The 25386-nt window shown below is 39.6% G+C and carries 11 protein-coding genes; 4 read left to right on the forward strand and 7 right to left on the reverse strand.

Annotated features, from left to right (window positions below):
• Nucleotides 1-341: 341 nt before the first annotated feature.
• Genes CH365_RS09085 through CH365_RS09095 form a run of 3 tightly spaced genes read left to right on the forward strand, consistent with a single transcriptional unit; the run spans nt 342 to nt 16604 of the window.
• A complete protein-coding gene (locus tag CH365_RS09085; RefSeq protein ID WP_100768242.1) occupies nt 342-10250 on the forward strand; it encodes a type I polyketide synthase in 9909 nt (3302 codons plus the stop codon).
• Entirely contained in the window at nt 10247-10693 is a 447-nt protein-coding gene (locus CH365_RS09090; protein WP_100768243.1) for a holo-ACP synthase, read from the forward strand. Before CH365_RS09085 ends, CH365_RS09090 begins: the two co-directional genes overlap by 4 nt.
• A 10-nt stretch (nt 10694-10703) precedes the next feature.
• Entirely contained in the window at nt 10704-16604 is a 5901-nt protein-coding gene (locus CH365_RS09095; RefSeq protein WP_100768244.1) for a carboxyl transferase domain-containing protein, read from the forward strand.
• A 90-nt stretch (nt 16605-16694) separates the two neighbouring features.
• Here CH365_RS09095 and CH365_RS09100 read toward each other — a convergent pair whose 3' ends face one another.
• The 5 genes from CH365_RS09100 to CH365_RS09120 form a co-directional block, all read right to left on the reverse strand.
• Nucleotides 16695-19673: a PP2C family protein-serine/threonine phosphatase gene (locus tag CH365_RS09100; RefSeq protein ID WP_100768245.1), complete on the reverse strand. Its 2979-nt coding sequence runs from the start codon at nt 19671-19673 to the stop codon at nt 16695-16697.
• A 4-nt stretch (nt 19674-19677) separates the two neighbouring features.
• A complete protein-coding gene (locus CH365_RS09105) occupies nt 19678-20097 on the reverse strand; it encodes an ATP-binding protein (protein ID WP_100768297.1) in 420 nt (139 codons plus the stop codon).
• A gap of 8 nt (nt 20098-20105) precedes the next feature.
• Nucleotides 20106-20447 (reverse strand): STAS domain-containing protein, encoded by a 342-nt coding sequence (locus CH365_RS09110; protein ID WP_100768246.1) that lies wholly within the window; start codon nt 20445-20447, stop codon nt 20106-20108.
• Nucleotides 20448-21371, reverse strand: a complete 924-nt coding sequence (locus tag CH365_RS09115; RefSeq protein ID WP_100768247.1) for a hypothetical protein — start codon at nt 21369-21371, stop codon at nt 20448-20450. It abuts the gene before it with no gap.
• A gap of 372 nt (nt 21372-21743) precedes the next feature.
• Entirely contained in the window at nt 21744-23015 is a 1272-nt protein-coding gene (locus CH365_RS09120; protein ID WP_100768248.1) for an alpha/beta hydrolase family protein, read from the reverse strand.
• Between the two features lie 96 nt (nt 23016-23111).
• On the opposite strand from CH365_RS09120, the gene CH365_RS09125 reads away from it, so the two are divergent.
• Nucleotides 23112-23786 (forward strand): TetR/AcrR family transcriptional regulator, encoded by a 675-nt coding sequence (locus CH365_RS09125; RefSeq protein WP_244283079.1) that lies wholly within the window; start codon nt 23112-23114, stop codon nt 23784-23786.
• Nucleotides 23787-23824: 38 nt separating this feature from the next.
• Here the strand turns inward: CH365_RS09125 and CH365_RS09130 are convergent, their stop codons facing one another.
• Both CH365_RS09130 and CH365_RS09135 read right to left on the reverse strand, forming a co-directional pair.
• Nucleotides 23825-24526, reverse strand: coding sequence for an MgtC/SapB family protein (locus tag CH365_RS09130; RefSeq protein WP_100768249.1), 702 nt, complete (start codon nt 24524-24526; stop codon nt 23825-23827).
• A gap of 15 nt (nt 24527-24541) precedes the next feature.
• Entirely contained in the window at nt 24542-25321 is a 780-nt protein-coding gene (locus tag CH365_RS09135; RefSeq protein WP_100768250.1) for an inositol monophosphatase family protein, read from the reverse strand.
• Nucleotides 25322-25386 lie beyond the last annotated feature (65 nt).

Here is a 25386-nt window from a genome sequence, read left to right on the forward strand (position 1 = left end):
TATTATTTTTTATTAATATAATGTAAACGATTGTTCATTAACTCAACCTCGAGCTATCATAAGTTAAAAAATATTCAATAATAAGCGAACACAATTAACGAACGATCGTTAACTAACTTATTTAACTAACAAATGTTCATCAGCATAATATTTATGCATTCATATTATAAAATAGGAAAATAGTTATGTATAGCATTTGTTACAGCAGATCAAACAGGTGTTCATAATTACGATTTTGATTTTATTAAGTATAAAAAAATTTTTTCTTGAAATCAAAACGTAAACTCTTCCATTTCAAATGAAATCTTAACAAATGAAAAATAAAATGGAAGGGTCAGTATATGAAAACGAATTATTCAAGCGGAGCTATATCTTCCGAACAAGTATCACCTATCTTTAAAAATCTTTCCGATCAATCTGCTAAAACATTCGCTACCTTCGGTGGACAAGGAATAGATCCAATTCCTGAATTACGATCTTTCTATGAAGAAGGCCATTCTCATTCGGAATTTTGGAAAACTGTATTCTCTTCTATAGAAGAAGAATGTAAAACAATCCACAAAGACAGGCTTCTAGGCTCATTACCTTTCGGCTTTCATCTAAAGGATTGGTTGGATCGACCTGAATCGACTCCGGATCATTCCATCTTAAAAAATTGCACTTACAGTATCCCGCTTATCTTTTTAGCTCAAGCCTCCGCCTTATACAGAGTTGTCCAAGACGAATCTAACTGGGAAACTCTATTTAACGAAATTTCAGGTATATTCGGTCATTCTCAAGGAGTATACGCAGGATTCCTGTTATCTTCTTCTCCCGACAAAACTACATTCTTAAAAAATTTATCTCTGATACTTAGAAACCTAATCAGTTTAGGAATACGAGTCCAGGAAGAATTTCCACTTTTAGAATTGGATGTTTCTGCAAAAAGATTTCTAAAACCGGACGAGATCGCTTCTCCTATGGCGGCCTTAAAATCGGAAAACGACCCTCTATTAGCGAAAGAATTAGAAAAATTTAATTTAAATAGAAGCTCCGAAGACACAATATACTTAGGATTAAAGAATGGACCAAAAGCAAGAGTCGTCTGTGGATCTCCTGAATCTTTACTAGAGTTCAGAAATTACCTTTCGTCCAATAATTTTCCTCACCTAGATTCTTGGACATTTCTCAAAATTTCTGCTCCATTTCATAGTCCTCTATTGAGAAGAGTCCCGGTACTTTTAGAAGAAGATGTAAAAAGAATAGGATTCAATCCTAAACAATCGGATCTAAGAATTCCTTTATACGATACAAGAGACGGAAGAGACCTCAGAACTGAATCAGATATTGCACTTGCCTTATCTAGGATGGCAGTGGCGGAAACCTTAGATTGGGAAATCTGTCTGGGAAGTTTAGAAAAAGAGGAAAGTAAAGTTCTACTGATCTCCTTTGGACCAGGAATAGACGCGGAAAAATTATGCGCACCGATCCTTAAAGGTAAATCCTATCTTATTCGAAACTTAAGCAAATCGGAATCTTACAGATCATTCACCAAAGAAATTAATTTAGAATTTCCTAAATCATGGAAAGAATTCCAACCGGAAACAGTAGAACTTCCGAATGGAAAAGTTTTTTTAAAAAACAATTATTCAGTTTGGACTGGAAGAGCTCCCATCTTTGGAGGAGGTATGACTCCTTCTACTGTTGAACCGGCAATCGTGATCGCTGCTGCAAAAGAAGGATACTTGGTAGAATGGGCCGGAGGAGGACAGGTAACAGAGGAACTATTCCGAAAAAGAATGGAAGTATTTCGAAAAGAATTACCTCCAGAAGTCGGTATAGTTGTTAATCTTCTATACTTAGATGCCTATTTATGGAATCTACAAGTCCCCTTAGTGAAAAAACTCAAAAGTGAAGGAGCTCCTATCGAAGGAGTCACCATATCAGCAGGTATTCCGGAAACGGAAGAAGCAATTCGAATATTAAAAGATTTTGAATCTCATGGGATCTGGCTGAATTCTTTTAAACCTGGGACCCAAAAACAGATCCGACAAGTAATCTCTATCGCAAAACAAACACCGAATTCAAAAATCCTAATGCAGATAGAAGGTGGAGCCGCGGGAGGCCATCACAGCTGGGAAGATCTGGGAGAATTAGTCCGATCTACGTACAGCGAGATTAGAGATTGTAAGAACATTATCTTAGCAGTCGGAGGGGGAATCGCAGAACCTCAAGACTCAAAGTCTTGGTTATTCGGAACCTGGGCGGGAAAAAATCCGATGCCGGTTGACGCGGTATTCTTAGGCACCAGACTCATGGCAGCTAAAGAATGTGCTACATCAGAAAAAATTAAACAAGCTCTGGTAGAGATCTCCGGATCCGAAAATTGGAAAACTACCCAAGAAGGGAAGAATGCTGGCGGGGTCATCTCTGGAAGATCGGGATTAGGCGCGGATATTTATTACGCGGAAAATACTTGGACCAAACTTTCTTCTTTTGCAGAAGAACTTACAAAAGGAAAAGAAACAGAGGAAGCTAGAAAAGCAGTTCAATCCAAAAAGAAAGAATTAGTTTCTCTTATAAATTCTACTTCAAAACCGTATATCGGTGATCTAGAAGAAATGAGTTATACTCGAATTCTTTCTAGATATTTAGAGTTAACCTGTCCTGGACAAAGACTGGTTTCCCCCGAAGGCAATTGGCCGGATCATCCTTTTATAGATAAAAGTTTCAGAAACAGATTTATTGAATTAGTGCAAAGATTCGAGGCTCGTATCTCTGAACTCACAGATCAAAATTCTATACTAGAAAAAATAGGCTCTGATTTTGATCCGAACACATTTCTGACTGAATGGAAAACTAGATATAAAAACGCAGATACAATTCTTATCATGCCGGAAGATACTATATTCTTCTTTGATGTTTGCAAAAGACCGGGCAAACCAGTAAACTTTATCCCAGTTATCGACGAGGATTTAGTAAAATGGATCCGCTCCGATTCTCTTTGGTATTCTCATTGTGTAGATATCGAACCTGATTCCTGTGCTTGGATCCCAGGACCGAAAGCAATCAAAGGAATTCATGAGGCAAACGAGCCAGTTTCTTTGATCTTCCAAAACTTTTTGAAAGTAAATTTAGAGGATTCTAAACCTAAAAAGATTCATTGGGAAAATTTATTCGATTCGGATTCCCAAGATAAGAATATTCTAAATTTCTTTCAGGAAGACCAAATTGTAAACAACTCGATCTCCATATTCGAAAACCTTGATGTAAACCTGAATGATTGGATCGTCCGTTTAGCAGAATTAGGAAAGGGTTTCCTAAATGCGCTATTAAAATCTCCCAAAATCGGACAAACTGCATCAGATCTAAAATTATTCTTTGAACCAAGAATTGGCAGAAAATTTATATGGGAAACAAGCGGTTCGGAAGAATTATTACTGATCCAAGTATTGGAAGAAAACAAATTAAAGGTAGAATTAAAACTTTCAGAAAAAGATTCTGCGGAGTTAAAAATATTTTTTTACGATCCTAAAGATGGATCAGGGATTCCTTTCCAAAGAAAATTTACCGCAGGAAAAACTTTAGGAACATTTATAGAAGAAGATCATACGTTCAGAGAAAAATCCGGTTTGGATCTTTATCTTAAAACATGGGGAATGGATCAAAAAATTGATCTGAATTTTCCAAAGAACGTTTCCCATGAATTAGAATCCGAGATCATAATCGATAAGGAATCTATATTAAATTTCCGGAAAGCAATCGGAGAATTAAGAAGAACAGACTTAAAATCAGATCCGAATCCTCCTCTTGGAATGAGTACTGCTTTTGCTTGGAAGGTACTCCTCTCTCCTTTATTTACATTAGAAAATAAGAATTTATTTAGGCTTTTACACTTCTCCCAAAATTTGCAATGGGAAAGAGAAGCAAATGATCTGGTTCCGGGAGACAAACTAAGATCCAAAGCAAGACTTGCTAAAGTCCGCAAACTAGGTTCTGGACAAGAGATCCAGATCCTGGGGGAAATTTCGAAAGAAGGAAAGAAAATCTGTGCTTTCCAAACCGGATTTTTGATTCGAGATGTGCATTCTCAATTCGAAGAATTCGATTCCTTACCTTTTGAAAAAAGTATTCTGATCAAATCCGAAGCGGAATCTAATCTTCTAAATTCTATTCCTTGGATTCACAAAAAAGAAGATCAAGAAACAAGCTCAGTTGGATATAAATTAAAATTCGTATCTACGAACCGCATTGTTCGATATTTGGACGTAAACCAGGAACTTCACACAGTCGAAGGTAAGATCGAAAAAGATTCAGGTACTCATTCTAGAGAATGGGGGAAATTCAAATTTGAAGAAAAAGTCCGAGTAGGAATTCCAACATCCTTAGATAGATTCTTCTCCAATCTTGCGGAGGCAGATCAAGAAGTTCCGCTTACTAAGCCCTATAAGGTGATATCCGAAACTTTTTATGCTCCCTCCGATATGAGCGAATATTCTGCGGCTTCTGGGGACACAAATCCTATCCATACCGATATTGATTTTGCAAAATATGCGGGCTGGAAAGAGAGAATAGTTCATGGCTTATGGACTTCTTCTAGAGTAATTAAACAAATCGTAATGGATTTGGGCCAAGGAGATCCATCTAGATTATCTTCTTTTGAAGAAACTTTTGAAGCTCCCGTATACTTGGGGGAAGAACTACTTTTAGAAGCTTTGCATGTCTCTCAAAAGAAAGGATCTCAAATTCTTTCTATCAGCCTACAAAACAGAGACGGGGAAAGAAAGTTAAGCGCAAAAGTAATCGTTTCTCCTAAAAAGACCGGCTACGTATTTACTGGGCAAGGTTCCCAATCCCAGGGAATGGGAATGAAACTTCGAGATGAATTTCCCGAAGCTAAAAATGTTTGGCAAAGAGCGGAGAACACTACAAGAGACGAGTTAGGCTTCTCTCTTTTAAAAATTGTACAAGAGAATCCCACCTCTTTGAAAGTAGGGCAAAAAGTTTGGAATCACCCTAAGGGAGTTCTACATCTTACTCAATTTACTCAAGTTGCTTTAGTCACCAAATCCATGGCGGACTGGGAGATACTAAAAGAAAGAGGCTTCTTAGATCAGGAGGCACCCTTTGCAGGACATTCTCTCGGAGAATTCTCCGCTCTATCCGCTCGAGGATTTTTAGGTTTAGAGAATGTAATCCGGATCGTATACGGAAGAGGACTTACCATGCAGAGTCTCGTCCCAAGAGATAAAGAAGGAAGAAGTCCTTTCGGAATGAGTGTAGTATTAGGAAATCGTCATGTAGGATTGGACGAAGAAACCATCCTGAATATTGTCGCCCAGATTAAAGAAGAAACCAACCTTCCTTTGGAGGTGGTCAATTTAAACATAAGAGACAAACAATATTCCGTGACCGGTGATCTTAAGGCTCTTGCCGAAATGGAAAACCGTTTCAAAGAGATCGTAAGAGGCAAAAAGACCACAATCCGTTTAGAAGGAATAGATGTACCTTTCCATTCTAGAGTTTTAGTAAATGGAGTCGCAGAATTCAGAAAAACTTTGGAAGCGAATGTCCCTCAGATATCCGGTTTCGAAGAATTAGACGGTAGGTATATTCCAAACCTAGTAGCGAAACCATTCTCTGTTGATAAGGAATTTATAAAGTACGTTTGCGAAGTTTCAGGAAGTCCTATCTTAGAAAAAATCCTAAAAGAAGATCAGAAACTTTCTAACGAAGAACTCAGAAGAATACTACTGATCGAATTACTTGCATATCAATTTGCGATGCCAGTGCAATGGATCAAAACTCAGGACCAATTCTTTCAGGATTTAAAAGTCCGAAGATTGATCGACCTAGGCGCCAGAGGAGATCTGGCAGGCATGGCAAGACAAACTTTAAGGGAGGTTTCGGATCCTTCTTCTTTTGAAATTCTACATATAGAAGAAAATCGAAATGTGGTATTCTCAGAATTAGAAGATTGTGATACTGCAGAATTTTCTAAACTCAGAGAAATTTCGGAACCTATCTCAGCGGAAGCTCCGATCGCGAAAACAGAAGTCAAGATTGCACCCGTACAGGTGCAAGAGATAATACAAGAATCGCAACAATTTGGTGGAGAAGAAGCATCCGTAAATCTCACTAAAAAGGATGCATTATTCGTATTACTTTCTTTAAAAGCGGGAATACGACCTGAAGAAATTTCAGAAGAAGAAAATATAGATACTCTATTTGGAGGAAATTCTTCCAAACGAAATCAAGTAATGGCAGATCTGGGAGCGGAATTCAAAACCACAAGTTTAGATGGGGCTCATGAAAAATCGTTAAAAGATCTCGTAAAATCTTTAGAAGAACAATCTGCATACACACAACCCGGACCCTATCTCAGAACATCTTTCGAAGAAACTTTGAAGAAGTTCTTTCCACCTGATTTTGGTAGAACAGAAATCTTCAAATATCTGAAAGAAGAAAGAGGTTTAAGCACTTCAGGAATTTTTGCGATCAGTATTTTTCTTCCTTTATACGTTAGAGAAGGAGAGTCATTACGCAAAGGTGCTTTGAGTTCGATTGCATTAAATTCTCGGATCGGAAATTCTAAAGACGCATCCAAATGGTTAGATAAAGCAGTGGATATATTTGCTCAGTCCAAAGGAATTCGGATCGGAAAACTTTCTGCAAATAGTTCAGGATCAGCCACCGGAACAAAAGTAGATGCGGCCGCTTTGGAAGAACTAGAAAGAAAGTACTTCGGGGCAGAAGGAATTTTCGGAAAAGCAATTAAGAACTTCCAATCCAGGCTTTTAGGGGAAGATCCATTTGCAGAATTTCTAATAAAAGACCTGAATATTCTGCAAGAGGCGAGACAAAGAATCCAGGCAGAGGCCGCTCCTTCTTCCTTATTCGAAGAAAAGAAAATTGTTCGTTTTTCTAACTCGGAGCAATGGGCAAAGAAAAAACTTCTGCAAGGTTTGACCAGACTCAGGACCGGAACTGCAAATCATTTCAATCAGGAAGATGAAAGGTATTTTGCAAATCATGCAAGTCCTCTACTCTCCCAAATTTTAGAATACTGGGACAAAGTTCTAGAGAAGGACGAGGCGCAATTTCCGGAAGAAAAGAAAAACATCGGATCTAAGAGAGAATATTTAAGATCGATATCTTCCGGGTGGGATCCAAGTAGAAAACCGACCTTCCAGGCGGAAAACTCAGTATTACGCCCTAAACTCGAGATATCGGAAGAAGGAAATTTAAACTTTAAAGAAACAGAATATTCTACTAATCTGAAGGACTTCTTCCATGGTAAAATTTCTATCGAAACGAGTAAAGACCAAGGAGGAAATTGGACAAAGAATCAGAAAGAGACAGAGTCTATTCTAAATTCTATTTCGAGTTCTTCCAAAGCAGGAATTTCTTTCTCCGGTTTGAAAGTTTTAGTAACAGGTGGAGGTCCGAACTCTATCGCATTAGAGACTGTGTTCGTCCTACTAGCAGGTGGAGCGGATATTATTCTAACGACCACTTCTTATTCTCCCGAAAAAGTTAAGTTTTATAAGAAAATATTCCAAAAATACGGAGCAAAAGGAGCTTCTCTTTCTTTAGTTCCATTCTCTCAAGGATCATTCGAAGATATACGCTCTTTATCTGAATGGTTGATCCAAAAAGATTGGGAACCGGATGTTCTAATTCCATTCGGCGCAGTCGGAGAAGAAAATACAGGATCACAGTTGGATGATTCTTCTTTAACATCTTTGAGAGTCATGCTGCTAGGCGTGGAAAAATTGATCGGAACTCTAGGAAGAGTGAAGAATACACCGACGGAAACTTCTCCGCTTCATGTAATTCTTCCTCTTTCACCGAATCATGGTATCTTCGGAAGAGATGGAATGTATGCGGAAACCAAATTAGGTCTCGAGACTTTATTCCGCAAAAAATATTCGGAAGAAGACGATTGGGGAAAACATACAAGGATCCATGGTTGTGTGATCGGCTGGGTAAGAGGAACAGGTCTCATGGAGGCAAACGATCTTGTTGCCCAAGCATTGGAAGAAAGATCGGGAGTATTAACATTTTCCAGAAGAGAAATGGGACTTCTTTTAGGAAATTTAATCCAAACTTGTGTATTTCATTCTTCAGAACAGATCACTAAATCTAATTTCACGGGCGGCCTAGATTCCCAAACCGACCTGGGAAAAATCTTGGGCAAGATCCGTGGAGACATTCTCTCCGAAGCAAAGATCAAAAAGGAAACTTTCTCTCTTAAGAGTAAAATTATATTAGAAAAACATGAAACTCATAGAAGAGAATTCTTACCTAAAGAAGTGTATAAATATCCTTCTATCCCTAACCAAGCAAAGCTGAATGAGATAGGATATTTAAAAGAATTAGATTTATCTCAAACAATTTGTGTCGTCGGTTTTGCAGAACTTGGACCCGCAGGTAGCTCCATGACCCGATGGGAATTGGAAAAATCCGGAACACTTTCCTTAGAGGCCTCGCTCGAACTCGCTTGGATGATGGGCTTTATCAAGTACCAGGCTGCAGATAAAGGAAGAAGTTGGACTGATTCCGAAACAGGAGAAGCGGTCGCGGAATGGGAAATCAAATCCAAATATGAAGAAAAGATCCTAACTCATACAGGAATCCGGATCATCGATAAGGACTGTGTTGGTTTCGATCCGTCTTCATTATTCTCCTTTGTAGATGTAGTTTTAGAGGAAGACTTCTTCATTCCCGTTTCCAACTCGAAAGAAGCGGAAGAATTTAAGAAAGCAGAACCGGAAGCAACTGAGATCTATCATGATTCCGAAAAAGACAAATGGTTCGTGAGAAGGAAAAAAGGAAGTACGATCAAGGCCAGAAAAGCTTCCGACTTTAGTAGAAAAGTTGCAGGACAGATCCCGAAAGGTTGGGATCCGGCTAAATACGGATTGACCAAAGATCTAACCGCTCAGGTGGATCCGATCACAGTATATAATCTTTATTGCACATGCGAAGCATTCTTACGCTCCGGAATGGAACCTATGGAATTGTATGAATTCATACATCCTGGGCTTGTGGGCTCCACAGTCGGTTCCGGTATGGGAGGAATGGGCAAACTCAAAAGAATGTTCCACGACTTCTTGCTCGGAAAAGAAAGACAGCATGACGCGTTACAAGAATCGCTGATCAACGTTACGACTGCTTGGGCACTCACCTCTTACGTAGGCGGATATGGCCCTGTCCAAACTCCGGTCGCCGCCTGCGCCACCGCAGGAATTTCCTTAGAAATGGCTGCAAGTTTGATCAAAGAGGGAAAAGCAGGCTTTATGTTAGCCGGCGCATTCGACGATTTCGCGATGGAAAGTTTAGTCGGATTCGGAGACATGCAGGCGACTGCTAGCAGTGTGGAAATGTTGGAACAAGGCATTGATCCGAAAGGAATGTGCCGTCCGAACGATATCAGAAGAGGTGGATTCGTAGAAGCACAAGGAGGAGGAGTCATTCTACTTGCAAGAGCGGACCTTGCTCTCGAAGCAGGACTTCCTGTTTATGGAATTTTAGCTTATGCAGGCTCTAAAACGGATGGAATCCAAGCATCCATTCCTGCTCCAGGATTAGGACTTTTATCCCTGGGTGCGGAATCCGAAAAAGAAAAATCTCCGCTGAGAAATGCGTTAGCTCCTTTTGGTCTTACCGCAGACGATATAGGCGTCGCATATAAACACGATACTTCCACAAAAGCAAACGATAAGAATGAAAACAAACTTTTGTATAATTTATTATCTAAGTTAGGAAGAACTCCGGGAAATCTATTGCCGGTAGTTTCCCAAAAATCACTTACAGGACATTCCAAAGGAGGAGCCGCCGCCTGGCAGACAATCGGAATATTACAAACTTTGGAAGAAGGTATTGTAACCGGAAATCGAAACTTGGAAGAAGTGGATCCTGACATGAACGACTATCAGTTCATTACTTTTACGGACGAAAGTATTCCATTCGGTAAACATAATATTAAAGCTGGAATGTTGACTACTTTAGGATTCGGACATGTCGGAGCACTTTGTCTTTTCGTTCATTCTGATTATTTCTTAGCGGCTCTCACCACCGAGCAAAGAGAAACGTATCTGAAGTTGAGAAGAAAAAGAGAGATCGCCAATCGGAACAGATATCATGAGATCAGAATGGGCTTAGGAAAACCTATGTATGAAAGACATACGAAGTCTTACTTCCAGGAAGAAGAGATCAGGCTACTCATGAATGCGGGATATAGATCGAAACAAGGAGAGAAAAAATGAAATTAGAATCACATACTCTTCCTAGTTTCGAATCGGTTACTAGTCCTTATGCTTCCGTGGGAGTGGATCTCACTTATATTCCCGAGTTCAAGGAAAGTTTACAGGATAAGGCCACCTTCTTCTTCAAAATTACTTTTACCGATTGGGAAAGAAAAAAGGGACAGACTAAACCTGAAAATCAGAGGGCAAGTTTTTTTGCAGGAAGATACGCGGCTAAAGAGGCATTGATCAAGGCCTTGGATGGCTATCGTCTATTCCAAAAACCTGATCTAAATGTAAACTATTCGGAGATAGAGATACGAAATGATGATTATGGTCGTCCCTATTTTCGTTTTTACGGAAATTTTGAAACTTATCTGAATAATATAAAGCCGAATTCGATTCGGTTAAGCATCAGCCATACGGGGGATTATGCATTTTCCGAAGTCCTCCTGATTTTTTAGGAGAAAGCGAATGATACCAACAAGAAAACCAGAACCAGATTCATTTACCCAAGGAATATTAAGTATTCCTGAAATAGATTCAGTTATTAGAGAGCTTAAAATTTTAAATCCTGGGCGTTCCGAAAAAAAAGAAATTTTACCGGAAAGAAAAGGAACTCTAAAAAAAGTACTGATCGCGAACAGAGGAGAAATAGCTAAAAGATTTTTTTTAGCGTTGAGAGAAGAAGGTATTCGCTCCGTTGCAGTAGTTACCGACCCCGACAGAGAACAATCCTGGTATGAGTCAGCTGACGAGATCATCTACATAGGAAGTTCCGATAAATATACAAATTCCCAAACAATCATAGCTGCGGCTCTACTTTCCGATGCAAATGCAGTTTATCCTGGATACGGATTTTTGTCCGAAGATTTCAGATTCGTAGAATCATTAGAGGAAGCCTCCCTTATATATAATAAAAATATAATATTTATGGGCCCCAAGGCTTCCGTAATGAGAAAGGTTGGAAACAAACTGGATGCCAGAAAATTGGCATTAGAGAACGGAATCCCTCTTTTATTAGGAAGCGGACCCATCACTGGCGGAGAAGAGATCGCCGTCCAGGAAGCGGAACGAATCGGTTATCCAATCATGATCAAATTGGATAGTGGTGGCGGTGGAAAAGGAATGGTCATCGTTAGAAATTCCAAAGAACTACTTCCTGCAATAGAAAGCGCTGTTCGAATCGGTGTCCAATCCTACGGAAACGGAACCTTCTTCTTTGAAAAATATGTGGAAAGACCTGCTCACTTTGAAGTGCAAATTTTCAACTCCACCGCGGTGGGAATCCGAAAATGCGCAGTACAAAGAAGAAACCAAAAAGTCGTGGAAGAAAGCGGAGAAACTTTTTTAGACGATAGGACCTTATTACAATTATTATCATCCGCAGAAAAGATCGCTCATATTTCAGGATACTCCGAAGGATGCGCCGCGGGAACCGTGGAATTCCTACTAGATTGTGAAACAGGTAATTTCGGGTTTTTGGAAATGAATACAAGATTGCAGGTGGAATATCCTGTGACTGACCAATCACTGGGAATCGATTTGGCCAAATGGCAAATTTTATTTTTTGACGGAAGAGAACAAGAGATTCCTTACGACTCCGTGATCCGCAGAAGATTCTCGGACAGAAATCATTCTATTCAATGCAGAATCTATGCAGAAGATCCATTTCAAAATTATTCACCTTCTCCAGGAAAAATAAAAGATCTGGAACTCCCCACATTCAACGGCGTACGTTGTGACTTTGGATTTAGAAAAGGTGATCGAGTATTAGGTGATTACGATCCAATGATCGGAAAATTGATCACCACGGGAACTACAAGAGAAGAGGCACTCCTCAGAATGGAAAGGGCGCTTTCCGATCTGTACATCCGAGGGATCACCACAAATATAGAACAATTGATCAAGCTAGTAAGACATGATCTATTCCGTTCAGGAGAATATGATAATTTAATTTTATCTAATAATGAAGAGCTTACAAAACCGGAAAAGGAATCAGAAGAAGAAGGAGCAGTCATCTGTTCCCTCGCTGAATCCGTTTTTATAACCGAAAATGATTTGAAAAGATCCTTTAGAGACAGGGACCTTCCTAAATTACTTCATACCCAAGAATCGGAATATTCCCTTTATGAATTCGAATTAAAGTCGGAAACAAAAAATTATAAGACCCGCTTGTTCAGAACTTCCATTTCCAGTTATAGGATATTACTAAATGGAAAAGATTTTGGAACGATCGGAGTCTCCTTAAGTGGAGAATTGGGAGAGGAATTTTTAGTAGAATTCGCAGGAAGGACCATTCCTGTGCGGGTAGATCGTAGACCTTCTTTTCATTTAGTGAGATTTCCAGACAAACAAGGAAAACTCAGATACGTAAGATTCTCCATTTTATCTAAAGATAAAAAAAATAACACATCCAACGAAGGCGTATTACGTTCTCCTTTCCAGGGAACATTCGTAAAGATATGCAATAATCCACAAACGAATGAGACATGGAAAGAAGGAGAAAACATCCATGAAGGAGATCCGATCTTAGTCATTTCCGCAATGAAAATGGAGACAGTTCTGACCGCGCCTGTTAGCGGAAAATTAGGTTATCTACTAGAACACGGCGACAGGAACAAATTAGTCAGAGGAATGACTGCCTCAGGAATGGTTTTAGGCAAAGGATTGAGCGAAGGGGAAATACTCGCAAAAATAGAAACGGAACAAAAATCTGAGACCAAAAAAGAATTAGATAATCATAATGCTTCAGAAGGCTCCATTTGGGAAATCTGGCCTTCTATAGAAACAGATGCAGAGCAAAAATCTACTTCCATACAAAAAACTTCAGGCTCCGATCTGAGAATCTTATTGAAGTCTTGGATATTGGGAACGTTCAGAGAACAAGATGCAGTAGAAAAAATCTACTCTATACTTTCAAATTTCGAATTTGCCAAACTTTCTGATTCGGAAAACCGACAATGGGGAAATTTCTATATCGAACTTTTGAAATTCCATGTATTAGTACGAAGAATATTTTCTTCCGATCCTGGAACAAAATTTTCTCATTACGGAGAAATACAAAGAGCTCTATCAGAATGGGACACAGAAGGATATAATCCGCCTAAAACCACGAAAAAACTTTTATCAAATGCATTTCATTATTATGGAATAAAACCTTGGAATCCACTTCGAAGAACTAAAAACCAAAAAGATGCATTCATATTTTTAGTAAAAGCCTATGCGAATCTCAGAGAAGGAAAAGAGCTCGTTGCAAAACTTTTGGAAAAACTTTCCATTTACGCTCCTCCGACTCCTTCTATAGACCTTGCATTAAACGGGATTTTATATTTAGAAGAAAGAGAGAAGGAAAGCTCGCTCGAAAAAACAGTCCGAAAAATATTAAACTCCAGAGGAAATCGTCCCCAAAAATTCAAAGGGGGAGATACAACCATTTCCAGAAAACACGTATTCGATTACGTGCGTTTTCTAAAATCACCTTGGTCTTCTGTCTCTGAAGAAAGATCCGAAATCTTAGAAGAAAAATTCATAAAATCTTTTTCAGAAAGTTTACCTTTGATTCCGGAAAACTTTGATGAATCATTAACTTCTCAGATCCAAAAGAAACTAGCGCATTGGCAATCCCAAGGAAGTATTAAGAGATTATTCTCCCCTACTCCCGGGCATTTTTTATATTTTTTAGAAACTGAAAAAGAAAAACAATATATACTCTTCTCCACTTTGAGCGCTCAGTCTGAAAAGAAAACCTCTAGGTTCGACCTGGAAACTACCGCGAAAGTAGGAGCATGTATCCTACAAGGTTCCCAAATATTCAAAAAAGTAGATATTTTCAGATTAGAAGTCCTTGTTTCCGGATTTAAAGTTAAATTTGATCCAGGATCTAACGATGAAGATGTATTCAATTATAATAATATAATGGAATCATCTGGTTCCGTTCTTCGCTTCTTCCTACATGGATTGTATAGTCAATTTACCATGGATTTCCTTCCAGAAAATACGGAGAAGACTGTAACTCTTTCCTTCTTCTTTAAAGATGGAAAACTTAGGATGGATATCGCTCATCCTAACGACCCTAGGTTTCCGTATTGCACTGGAACGGATCCCAAAGATTTGACTGTTTTCCAAAAAGGAAAATGGCCTTTGGAATGTTGGGTTTCCGAAATATTCGATATAGACTCTGCAAAAGAGATCACAATTCCAGGAACGGACGGACTTCTCAGAAAAAATCCTAAAACCGGCAAAGAAGAGATCTATACCCCAGGAGCTAAAATTTTCGAAGGAAAGATCGGCGGGAAACCTGCATTATGTTTTTTTAAAGATTCCAGAGTCGCTGGCGGAGCCACTGGTGACTTAGAGGGAAGAAAATATATAGCAGCCGCATACTATGCCTATCGAAAAGACCTTCCTTTATATATCTGGAACGATGGAGCAGGCGCTAATATCAAAGAAGGAATGGTTTCTTTAAACAGAGCTGCTGAAGGGTTCTTTATGAACTCACTCTTAAGTGCAGGTTTGAAAGCCTCCGAATTCAGGGCTGCAATCGAATCACATTCGGATCCTATTTTAAAAGAGGTATGTTCCGAAACAGAAAAAAAATACGGATCAGAATTTAGAAAATATAATTCGGAAGATAGACCTAATCTTTGTTTTACAGTCGCAGTAGGAACAGGTTCCTCTACTGGGCTGGATGTTTATGGCTCTTCTCAAGCTTCTTTACAAGTTCTTCTAAATGAAGATGAATCATACAGAGTTCTTACAGGATCTTCCGTAATCGAATCCGTAACCGGTGAGAAGTTCACCAACTATGAGATTGGCGGCGCTAAGATTATGGGCCAAGCCACAGGCACTGTGGACTTTGTGGCTAACGATAAGATCCAGCTCATTTGGATTATCAGAAGAATTCAAGACTCTTTATTGGGATGTAAACTTCTCCCAAAAAACAAAATCCAAAGATCCATATCAGAAAATTGGAATGTCCTAGATGAGAACGAATTAATTCATCACTCTGAGAGCGGATTTTTTCTACCGATCAAAGAAAACTATTCCGGTTCAGGATCATTAGTTTCCGGATTCGTAAGATTGGGAGAGACTTCTGTACTTTCGATGGGTCCAAGAACCAGCGACGGATTCCATTCTCTTCCTTGCATTATCAAAGCAAAAGAATCCGTTCGGATAGCGGAAAAAACAGGAGCAAGTTTACTTTTGGTTTATGGAAACAAATGGTTTAGAAGTTCTCATCTGGATGATTACGATTCTTTAAGACCTAGAAGGGATTTCCAAAAAGCATTACAAAATTTTAAAGGAGCCTGTTTACATTTTGTAAAAAACCCGGAAGGACTTAGAGTTTCCGAACTTACTTCGGAAGCAGATGTATGGTTACTTTTAGAACCGAATGAAAAGAGTAAGGCTTCTGCCCATAAAGAATTCTCGAATAAAAAAAGATGGGCGACATTCACGGCCAAAAATGAATCTGAGGCTTATGATACCATTAAAAAGTTTTTCCATTTGTTAAATCATAGAGAGATCGAAAATTTTTCAGGGAATCGGAACGAAATCAAGCTCCCGACCGAGATCACGGTTTCCTACGATATGAAAGAAGAAATCGTCCAAAAAATTCTAGATGAGAACACTTTCTTAGAATTCGGAGAATGGGACCCAGGCTCTAGTTTAATCACCGGACTCGGAAGAATACAAGGCAGAACTGTAGCAATCATCGCGGACCAACCGAAGGGAGGAGGTTCTCCCGACGCACCTGGAACGGAAAAATTCAGAGTATTCACGGAATTTGCAAACAAACATTCTATTCCTTTATTAATGATTTCTGATGCTCCTGGTTTCGTCCCAGGCACCAAACAAGAAAGAGCAAGGATACAACAAATAGGCGGAGAATCCTTGGATGTGAATATTCTCTCCGAAATTCCTGTTGTCTCGATTGTATTAAGACAAAATTACGGGGGGAGACAGATTCACGCATTCAGCGGATTTTTAAGACCCGGGATCGCATATTATTCTTTAGCGGAAGCGACTCTTGCAGTGATGGGAGGAAATTCCGCATTCGATCTGTTCCAAGGAGCAAAAGTTGCTTCACTCAGAAAAGAAGGGAATATTCAAGAAATCGAATCTACCCAAAAAGAATTTTTCGAATCTTTCACTAAAAAATCCAGAGCCGACTTTGATGCAAAAAATACTGGAGTCTTGGATGGGACCTTTAAATCCATCTCTGAGTTAAGAGAAGTTGTAAAAACAGGTTTAGAAGAAGCGGATCTCAAACTTTCTATTTGGAGAAAAAATAAGAACAAGTACTCGGAAGGAGAAGTATATCTTTGTCCTTCCAATACAGGAGAAGATTGGAAGGATTTGATCCTTCCATAAATCTTTTTTTCGGTTGTATATGATGGTAATGTAGGAGTTCCAACACGCACTTACAGCGTTCTCCTACATTATCATATTTATCAGGAACTTTTATCTTTTCCGGATCGCGATCATCGCGATATCATCGGAAAGATTAGAAAATCCTGTCGCACTTAGATCCTGTTGTGTATGAGATTCTACGTCTGCAACGATCGTCTTAATCAATTCTTCCGGACGTTTTTCTCCGTTTGCATGCAAAAGTTTTGCGAGCCTTTCTCTCGTGTACATTTCCGAGTTCGGGCTTCGCGCCTCGTCCAAACCGTCTGTATATTCGAAGAAAATATCCCCCGAATCCAAGGTTAGTACTCGTTTCTCTATCGTAGTTTCGAAGAAAGAATTTTCATCCATACCGATAGGCAAACCGCCAGCAGGAAGTTCTTTAATCTTCCCATCAGAAGCATCGAAGAACAACGGCTTAACGTGACCTGCGGAAATATATTCTAATTTGGAAGTATTCGAATCGAAGATTGCCAAGAAGAATGTGATAAAAATATGATCCGGAGTATCCTCATACTGATAAGCATTCGCCTCGAGTAAGATCTTTTTCAGATCCCTTTCGCCCTTTCGAAGAATAGCCTGGATCTGAGCCCTAAAAAGAGCCATCACAATCGCAGGACCTACACCGTGGTTAGAAACGTCACCGATGCAGATCGCAATCTTTCCTCCGCCCAATTCGATAAAATCGTAATAATCTCCGCCAACTCCGGTCATCGCCTTATAAAATGCACCGAATTCAACATAATCATTCAAACTAGAAGGAAGTTTTTCAGGAAGAAGACGCTTCTGGATCTCTCCTGCCGCGAGAAGTTCCCCCTTCATCTCTTCTCTTTCCTTCAAACCATGAACCATATTGTTCAAAGATTCGCTCAAAATCCCGATCTCATCATAACCTGCAGGAGGAAATTCCACATTCAGATTACCTTCTCCGATCGATTCAGCATTTTTACTAATGATCCTGATCCTCCGGACAACGAACCAAGCTAAACCATAAGCTAATAAAATTGCAATGGTTCCGATAATCCCGGTATATCGGATCATCTCCTCTCGGTTGGATCTCATCTGGCGGACACCCTCTGTCCTATCTATTACAATAATATTATATCCTAATAAGTCTTTGCGGAGAAGATCATAAACCAAACCTTTACCTTCCTCGTCCCCTGCGGCGACAAGAGGAGTAGAATCCAAGGTCCACATCACCTCCTCGGCCTCACTTCTGCTTCGGACCAGAATTCCAGAATCCCAGGCAATTCCCTTAGGAGTTTTAGGAAGTTCAGTCTCCGAATTTCCGGAAAGGATCCATTCTCTCAAAAGTCTCCATTTGATCCGAACGGACTTTCTTTCATTTTCGTCCTTATAATATCTCCTGATAGCTGCCGGCCCTGTTTTAAAAGGAATAAAGGTGAAATCTTCCAAAGCGGCTTCTCTCAAACCATAAAACGCATCCTCTGCCTTATGCTCGTAGGAATTTCCCCAATCGCCCTTAGTAGATTCCAAACGAATTAAAGAATCTTTATATTCTTCTTCCTGGGATTCTAAAACTCTGATCTTTTCCTGGATTTCCTCCGGAGAAGTTTTATTCTCTCCTTCTTTTGGAGGGAATTTCAGCAGTTTTTCCCATTCCAAAATTTCTTTAGAAGTGCTCGCGATCTTGTCTTTTAAGGATTTATGATCATCATCCCATTTTTTTTCATTCTTTTCAAAAGCAGAACCATACGGTTGTAACTGCTCTAACTTAGTGTCTCGTTTCTTGAGCATCTGTCTATAAGCCAGAGCTAGGTTTTTGAATTCCTTATCGGAAGAAGGTTTAGCTTTTCCATCTTTGCGAAGTTCCGACATTCTGCTTTTCAGTCGTTGGGAAATCTCTGCGATCTCTGCGGAAATTTTTCTATCTTCTTCTAGATACTTTTCCCAATCTTTGGAGTTCTCCACGATCTCTTCTGCCATAGATCTGGATCTTTCCGCGGTGCTCGGGTTTCTAAAAACGGGACGATAAACTACTTCGTATTGCCTTCCACCTACTTCATAACTTTCCGGCTCTGATTTGTTTTGGATAACTTCTAGAACATCCGTATCTCCAAAAAGGCCTTTTCGACTTTCAGTAAAATCGGCTTGGCTGAGTAATTTTTTACCGGTTTCCGAACTTTGAGAGAAAAGTAATCCCGTATCCAAGGTTTCCTTTCCAACTCTATCATATGCTAAAATTCTAATTTTATCCGGAAGAAGTCCTAAAGAGGATATTCTATCTTTAAAAGAACCTCTAAAAAAATTCTGAAGCGCTTTTGTTAAAGCTGTTTCTCCCGAGGCTGCCTTCTTTTCTCCATCCGGGATGGCTTTTTCCGAAGCTTTTCTTTCCTTTTCCAGCTTATCTTTATCGGAAAGGTAGGTCTTTTTTTTCTTAGGATCTAAGTCTGCTTTCGCTAATTCAGCTTCAAGAAACTTGAGTTCTTCTCCAATTTCTTCTATTCTTATCCTAGAAGTTTCCGAGCTGATCCTTGCAAGTGCTGTTTTTTCTGCGATAGATCTGATACGCTCGTAAACAGGAGCATCGATCGGAGCTCCATTCTCTTTCCTTAATTCATTACGGACCTTGGACTCGAATTCTTGGATCTCTTTTTCGGAAAGATATCTTGTAAAATAAGTATCTACGGATTTATAAACATTTCCTCTCTTAACATTCAAACCAATGGATTGACCGAATGCCTTTAAGGCCCCGAAGAGTCCGCCTTCCTTCTGAACGACTGTCCTTTTAAACTTACTAAGTTGTTTCTTTTTCTCCTTAACCCTTACCTTGAATTCTTCTATCAAGATCATACTTCGGCTCAGGTTTTCCAGATCCAAAACGACGGAGTTCACGTATTCCAAAGGAGCCTTTAACTCCGACTCCAGCTTCTCTTCTAAAGCTTTTGTCTGTTGGGAATAATGGATTATTGAGGTAAAACCTAATATAGAGATGACCAATGCGGCCGTAAAAAAGGAAAGTTTCGCCCGTATCCCGGGCAGAACCGCTCTTAGGAATTTGTTTTTAATCATCTTATTATCTCGTATGGATCAGAGTAAGTTTGTTACGCGGAGGATTTTTGAGACGTTGGTAACGTACGACCATTATTTTCTTAATGGAACGTAATCCGAAACCTCCGTCGGCCCCGCTTTCGTATAATTCCTTCCAGGTTTCGCTTTTTTCTTTGGTGGGATCGAAAGGAACGCCTTGGTCCAGGATGGAAAACTTCCAGCTTCCTTTATTTTTTTTCATTCTTAACTCAATTTTAGAAGAGTCCGGTTCCGAAAATCCATGCTCTATTACGTTAGTCATAGCTTCGTCAAGGCAGAATACGATCCGGCCTTTGACGATGTCAGAACAGTCCTCTCCCAAAAATTCGCGGACCTCTCCCCGAATTTTAGAAAGTTCATCCAGATCGACGGAGTAATATAGGATTTTTTCCGGAAAGGAATCCATGAGAGGATTCAAACTCCGCCTAACGCGTCATCTAAAGAAGGAAATACTCTCACCTTTTTGGTGAAATACATAAGTTCCATCGTATCCTTTACTTCCTTTTTAAGGCTGCAGAAAACGATCTCACCCGATTTTTCCTTCAAAAATTTTTGGATGGAGTTTAAAACGCCGATCCCTGCAGAAGCGATATAAGTCAGAGCGGAACAATCACAGATGATTGTCTTGATCCCGTTTCCTACCGCTGCTTCTAATTTGATTTTTAGATCCGGAGCGGTTTTAGCATCAATTTCTCCTGCAACTTTGAGGATCAATTTGCTTCCGTCCACTTTTTCGTTGAATGTGAGGTTTGCCATTTACACACCCTTCCTTAATTCTTTCATTAAATCCTTCGCTTGGATGATTCCATATAGTTTTCTTTCTAAGGAGTCTATTTCGTAGTAATACTTTGTGTTCGGATCCCCTTCGAAAATATGAGCATATTTTCGAATACCTTGGATCGCCTTCTTCGCATTCCCTTCCAATATACCCTTTGTTATGGAAAAGTAAAGTTCTATAGCCAGAGAATCTTTTAAGTCCTCTTTAAACCCGACTTCACGTTTTCCTAATGCGTCCAAAAGATTTTCCACCTCTTGTTCGCTATAAGTCTCCGAATCACTGTAGTTAATTATGTATCTCGAAAGTAGTTTCTTACAACGGACCAGATTATTGACCTTTGCCGCAGAAAGTATCTGTTGATACAAAGTATGAACTTCAGTATCTAAATATACCTTCTGTCTTGTCCCATCCAATTTCACCGGTTCGAAAGCGGATTTTAATTCTTCTTTAGAGAAATTTTTAATAGAGTCTTCGAAAAGTTTTTCATTATTACTACTGGTAACTTTTTCGAATTCTTTCAGAGGTTTTTCTAATACCGCTATAAATTCCAAAGCTTCCGGAGAAGAAGCTATACTTCCGGATTCTTGGATCTTCTCCAAAAAGAAAATGCATGAGTCACCCAAAGCGGAAAGACTTTCTATAATTGCCTGAGAGATCAAACGTTTGCATTGGTGAGGAAGAGTATGCAAATAAGAAGGATTATTAGAATCCTCTTGGATCTTATCGATCATCTTGCTCGCAGCAAGTGCAGAATGAGACTTTTCCTTTTCCCAACCCGCGTAGATAAACGGATCATAGAGATATTTTTTAAAATTCTTTTTGCCGGACATGGCAAGAAGTCGGATGATTTTTACAAGTTCTTGTGCGAGATCCGAAGGGATCGATGTTCTTTTTTCGGCCATTTGTTAGAAGGGTTTTCAAACCCATTGGACTTGGATTTTCGCACCTTTGAAACAGGCTGTTAGGCGAAATTCACCAGATATATCCAGGTCAGAAGCATTTTATACACGCCTAAAAAGCATAGCAAATTCCGAAATTTACATCGATTCCCGAAAAAAGTAATAGGACATAAATAGATTTCGAAATTGTAACATTAGGTTTTGGGGCGACTCCTCGCTTTGCGAGGACCTTTTGAGCGACCCTTAGGCAGCGAAGCACCATCAAAGCGACCTTTTTCTAAACGAATTATGAAATCCTTTTAAAGGAAAATATGCTTCGATGGTGCATCGCCGGATTTCCGCTACGATCCCTGTCGCGATCTTAACGACCGATCCTCATTTCTTTTCGAACCTTTTCATCCAATCGAAAAAGTCCGCTTGCCATAATGCCTGAGCACCCAATTGACAATGCTGCCCGCCGCCGGACGCACGATCATATAGTACTGAAGTGACACTTCTTGCATTCGTTAATTTACGTTTAAAGTCTTCTACTTGTTTGATCGGAATGAAATGATCCTCTGTCCCGGCTAGGATTAGAACATCCTGGTTAATTTTTTCCGCCGAGGATTCTAAAGTATAAGCCCGAAAGGCTTTTAAAGTCTCGCCCGAAGTTTTTGTCTTCATTGTCCATTTCCCATTTTTTACTCCCCAAGAAAAACTAGGAGAAAAAGAGGATTTGATCGTAACTAGAAACTCGATTATATTATCGTAATTCTTCTTTTCTAGCCAGAGAATGATCCCAGGAACGGTACGTTCTGCAACTTCTCCAAAATCATACAAAACGTCATAAGCAACTACTCCATCAAATCTCTTGTCAAATGCGGCAGCGCGGGGAGCAAGATATCCTCCTAAACTCATACCGACCAAAATTGTTTTGGGAGGTTTCGTATGTGAGGCCAAAAACGTGTCGAGTACTGCTTTCGTCGGTTTTTCCCATTCAGGAGTAAAACCCAAATTTTGTTTTCGCAAAACGGAGCCTTGGCCCGGCCCTTCGTACGTAAGCACGCTGAATCCTCTCTCATAAGCTCCGCGAACAAGAACAAAATACAACTCTTCCAAAGTTGAATCGAAACCGCCTACAAGAACGATCAAAGGTTTATGATCTGCACCGGAAGGTCCAGGGTAATAGATCGCATTTAATTGATATTCTCCGTACGGGACTCGGATCTTTTCGTATTTTACTCCGAGAGAATCCAAACCCTTATGAAAAACTTCCACGGATTTATCAAAAGCGGAAGGTCGTTTCTCATCTTCGGGGTCTAGAAAGAATTCTGCTGTGCGCAGATAGTTATGCGCTCTTAAATATGCCTGGCCTCTGCTCATTGGATCTTGGATCTGATCCGCCCTCTCGAGCACTTGATTACCCAGGTTCTCCCAGGCAGAAAACCAGGATTGAGGATCTCCTTCTTTGATATTCTTAACCGCTTCTAGAACTTCTCCAGTTTCAGCCCCGTCGCTGCGGGCATCATTTAAGGCTCTTATGGTTTGAAAATGGTAAGCCTGGTCGTTAAAAAAACGCCCTTTCTCGACTTTACCGCAATTCCAAACAGAAATCGGCAATATCGCAAAAATCAAAAGATAACTAAAACTTCCCTTTACATATCTCATTTGAATTCTCCAAAATATGAACATAGTTCATATATAAGACGAAAACAAAAATGGAATGTAAATTAAAATTTGAACCTTGTTCATATTTTATAAAAAATGGAAAATGCGCTTGTTTGGCAGATTGATCCTTCCCAAACATTTTTAGAGATGGACCCAAAGAAAAAAATAGTCCGAAACCCGGTACAAGATCGTTCTATCGCTCGAAAAGAGAATCTTATAGAAGCGGCCTATAAACTCGTAAAACGGAACGGATACGATGAAACGGGGATACGTGACATAGTTGAAGAAGCGGGAGTTTCTATCGGAACATTCTACGCGTACTATAAAGACAAAAACGATATCGCATTAGAAGTGATCCGAAAATACAGCGAGGAATTTTACGGTAATCTTGCCTCAGAAACTATCGGATCTCTTCCTGAAACTGCGGATATCGTCCAGATCATTTTGGAAATCCTGACTAGGATGAGAAAATCCGCCTTAAAGAACAAAAAACTACATAAAGAATTTGCAATACTTTATCTTGCAGACCAGGAACTTTCAATTGCTGTAAAAAAAATAGAAAGAGAAAGGATCGGAAAAGAAGTTTTCAAACTGCTGGAATACTTCGGAAAAAATCTGAAGCTAAGGTCCGAACCGGCTTCTCTTTTGATCGCCCAAAGAGCCATGGACGATATCATAACGTATATGGTACTCCAAGGATTCGATATTCCGGATGAAAAGATCTTAGAAGAAACCGCGATTATGATCGGAAAATATTTGGAGCTTTCATAATACTAACTCCGCACCTTTCGGATCTTCAGTCCTTAAATTTAAGTCGATTCAATGCTAATCTTTATAACATCCGCCAAATTTCGGAATTCGTCCACGATCTTCAGAATATCGAAATCCCGAGGCATCGCGATCGTAAGTTTGATCTGTGCACTTTTAGCTTGATAATCCTGCATAAAAGATTCTGAAACTAATCTTAACTTATTTCTTAATAATAATTCCTTAAACCCTTTTCGGTGGAATTTTTTCTGTTTCAGATCCAGGATCAAAACCTTATATTCGTATTTTCCAAAATATCTCTCTTCCACCAGATCGAATAATACAAGGATGATCAAAGTTGCAACGGTAGTTAGAAATCCGGCAAAGTATAAACCTGCTCCAACAAGTAGACCGATCGCAGAAACAATCCAGATAGAAGCAGCGGTATTCAACCCCTTCACGGTTAGCCCGAACTTCATGATCGCACCCGCACATAAAAATCCGACTCCGGAAACTACCTGAGCCGCAATCCTAGAAGGATCTCCACCCACTACGGAATAAAATTCCGGAATAAAAATGGATAATAACATCAAAACCGTAGAAGCAAGACCGATCAGGATATGAGTCCGAAAACCGGCTCCATGATTTTTCCCTTCTCTATTCCACCCTACAGCGCCCGCAAAAAAAATAATCAATCCCACCCGGATACTTACCGTGATGGTATCGATCGTTTTAGAATCCAAAATGGTTAGAAATTCCTGCATATTCCAAGGAATGATCTAAGGTTTAAGTCGGTAAACTTCTTTTAATAAATCTCTGTCTCTACTTAATAAAGCAGACATGCGGATCCTATCCCATTTCAAAGGATTGCCTATTTTGTCCAAAGCGATCCCTCCTGCTTCTTCCAATGCTAGAACTCCTGCCGCAAAGTCCCAAATCTTGGCGCCACTCAGATTCATGAATAGATCCGTCTTACCTTCTAATAATTCTAAAAATCCAGCCCCAGTCGCAGCCAAAGCACGGGTCGCTAAAGTATTCTTACTTGCGTTTGCAATCCAACGATAGTCCTCATCTTGGAAAGTATTATTGATCTCGAGAGAAAGAACGGAACGATCCAGACTTCCTCCTTTTTTCAGAAGAATCTTTTTCTCATTAATAAAAGTCCCGACTCCTCTTTGAGAAATAAGATAAGTATCCAATGCGGGAAAATAAATACATCCCACTTGAGGAGATCCATTCTCCACATAAGCCAAAATTACGCTGAACTCTTTGATCCCTCTGGAAAATAAAGTGGTGCCGTCTAATTCATCGCATACGATAAAAGTTTCGGGAAAAGGTTCGTGATTATTCTGTTCTTCCATCACCAACGGAATTCCTGGAAATTCTTTTTTGAGAATTTCTTCCAGAACACGATGAGAATCCAAATCAGCTTGGGTCAAAACCTGCATCGGATCTTTCAGATCGAATATAGATTCCTTTCCGAATAACTTTAAGATCTCCGTTCCCGCAGATTTAGATGCAAATTCAAAAACGGATAAAACTTTAGAAAGATCGGTCATTTTAAAACGGAAAATAAAACATTATAGTTTTATTATATATATCCGGAGGCCAAAATCCATATCCC

This window comes from Leptospira neocaledonica, assembly GCF_002812205.1.
Taxonomy (GTDB): Bacteria; Spirochaetota; Leptospiria; order Leptospirales; family Leptospiraceae; genus Leptospira_B; species Leptospira_B neocaledonica.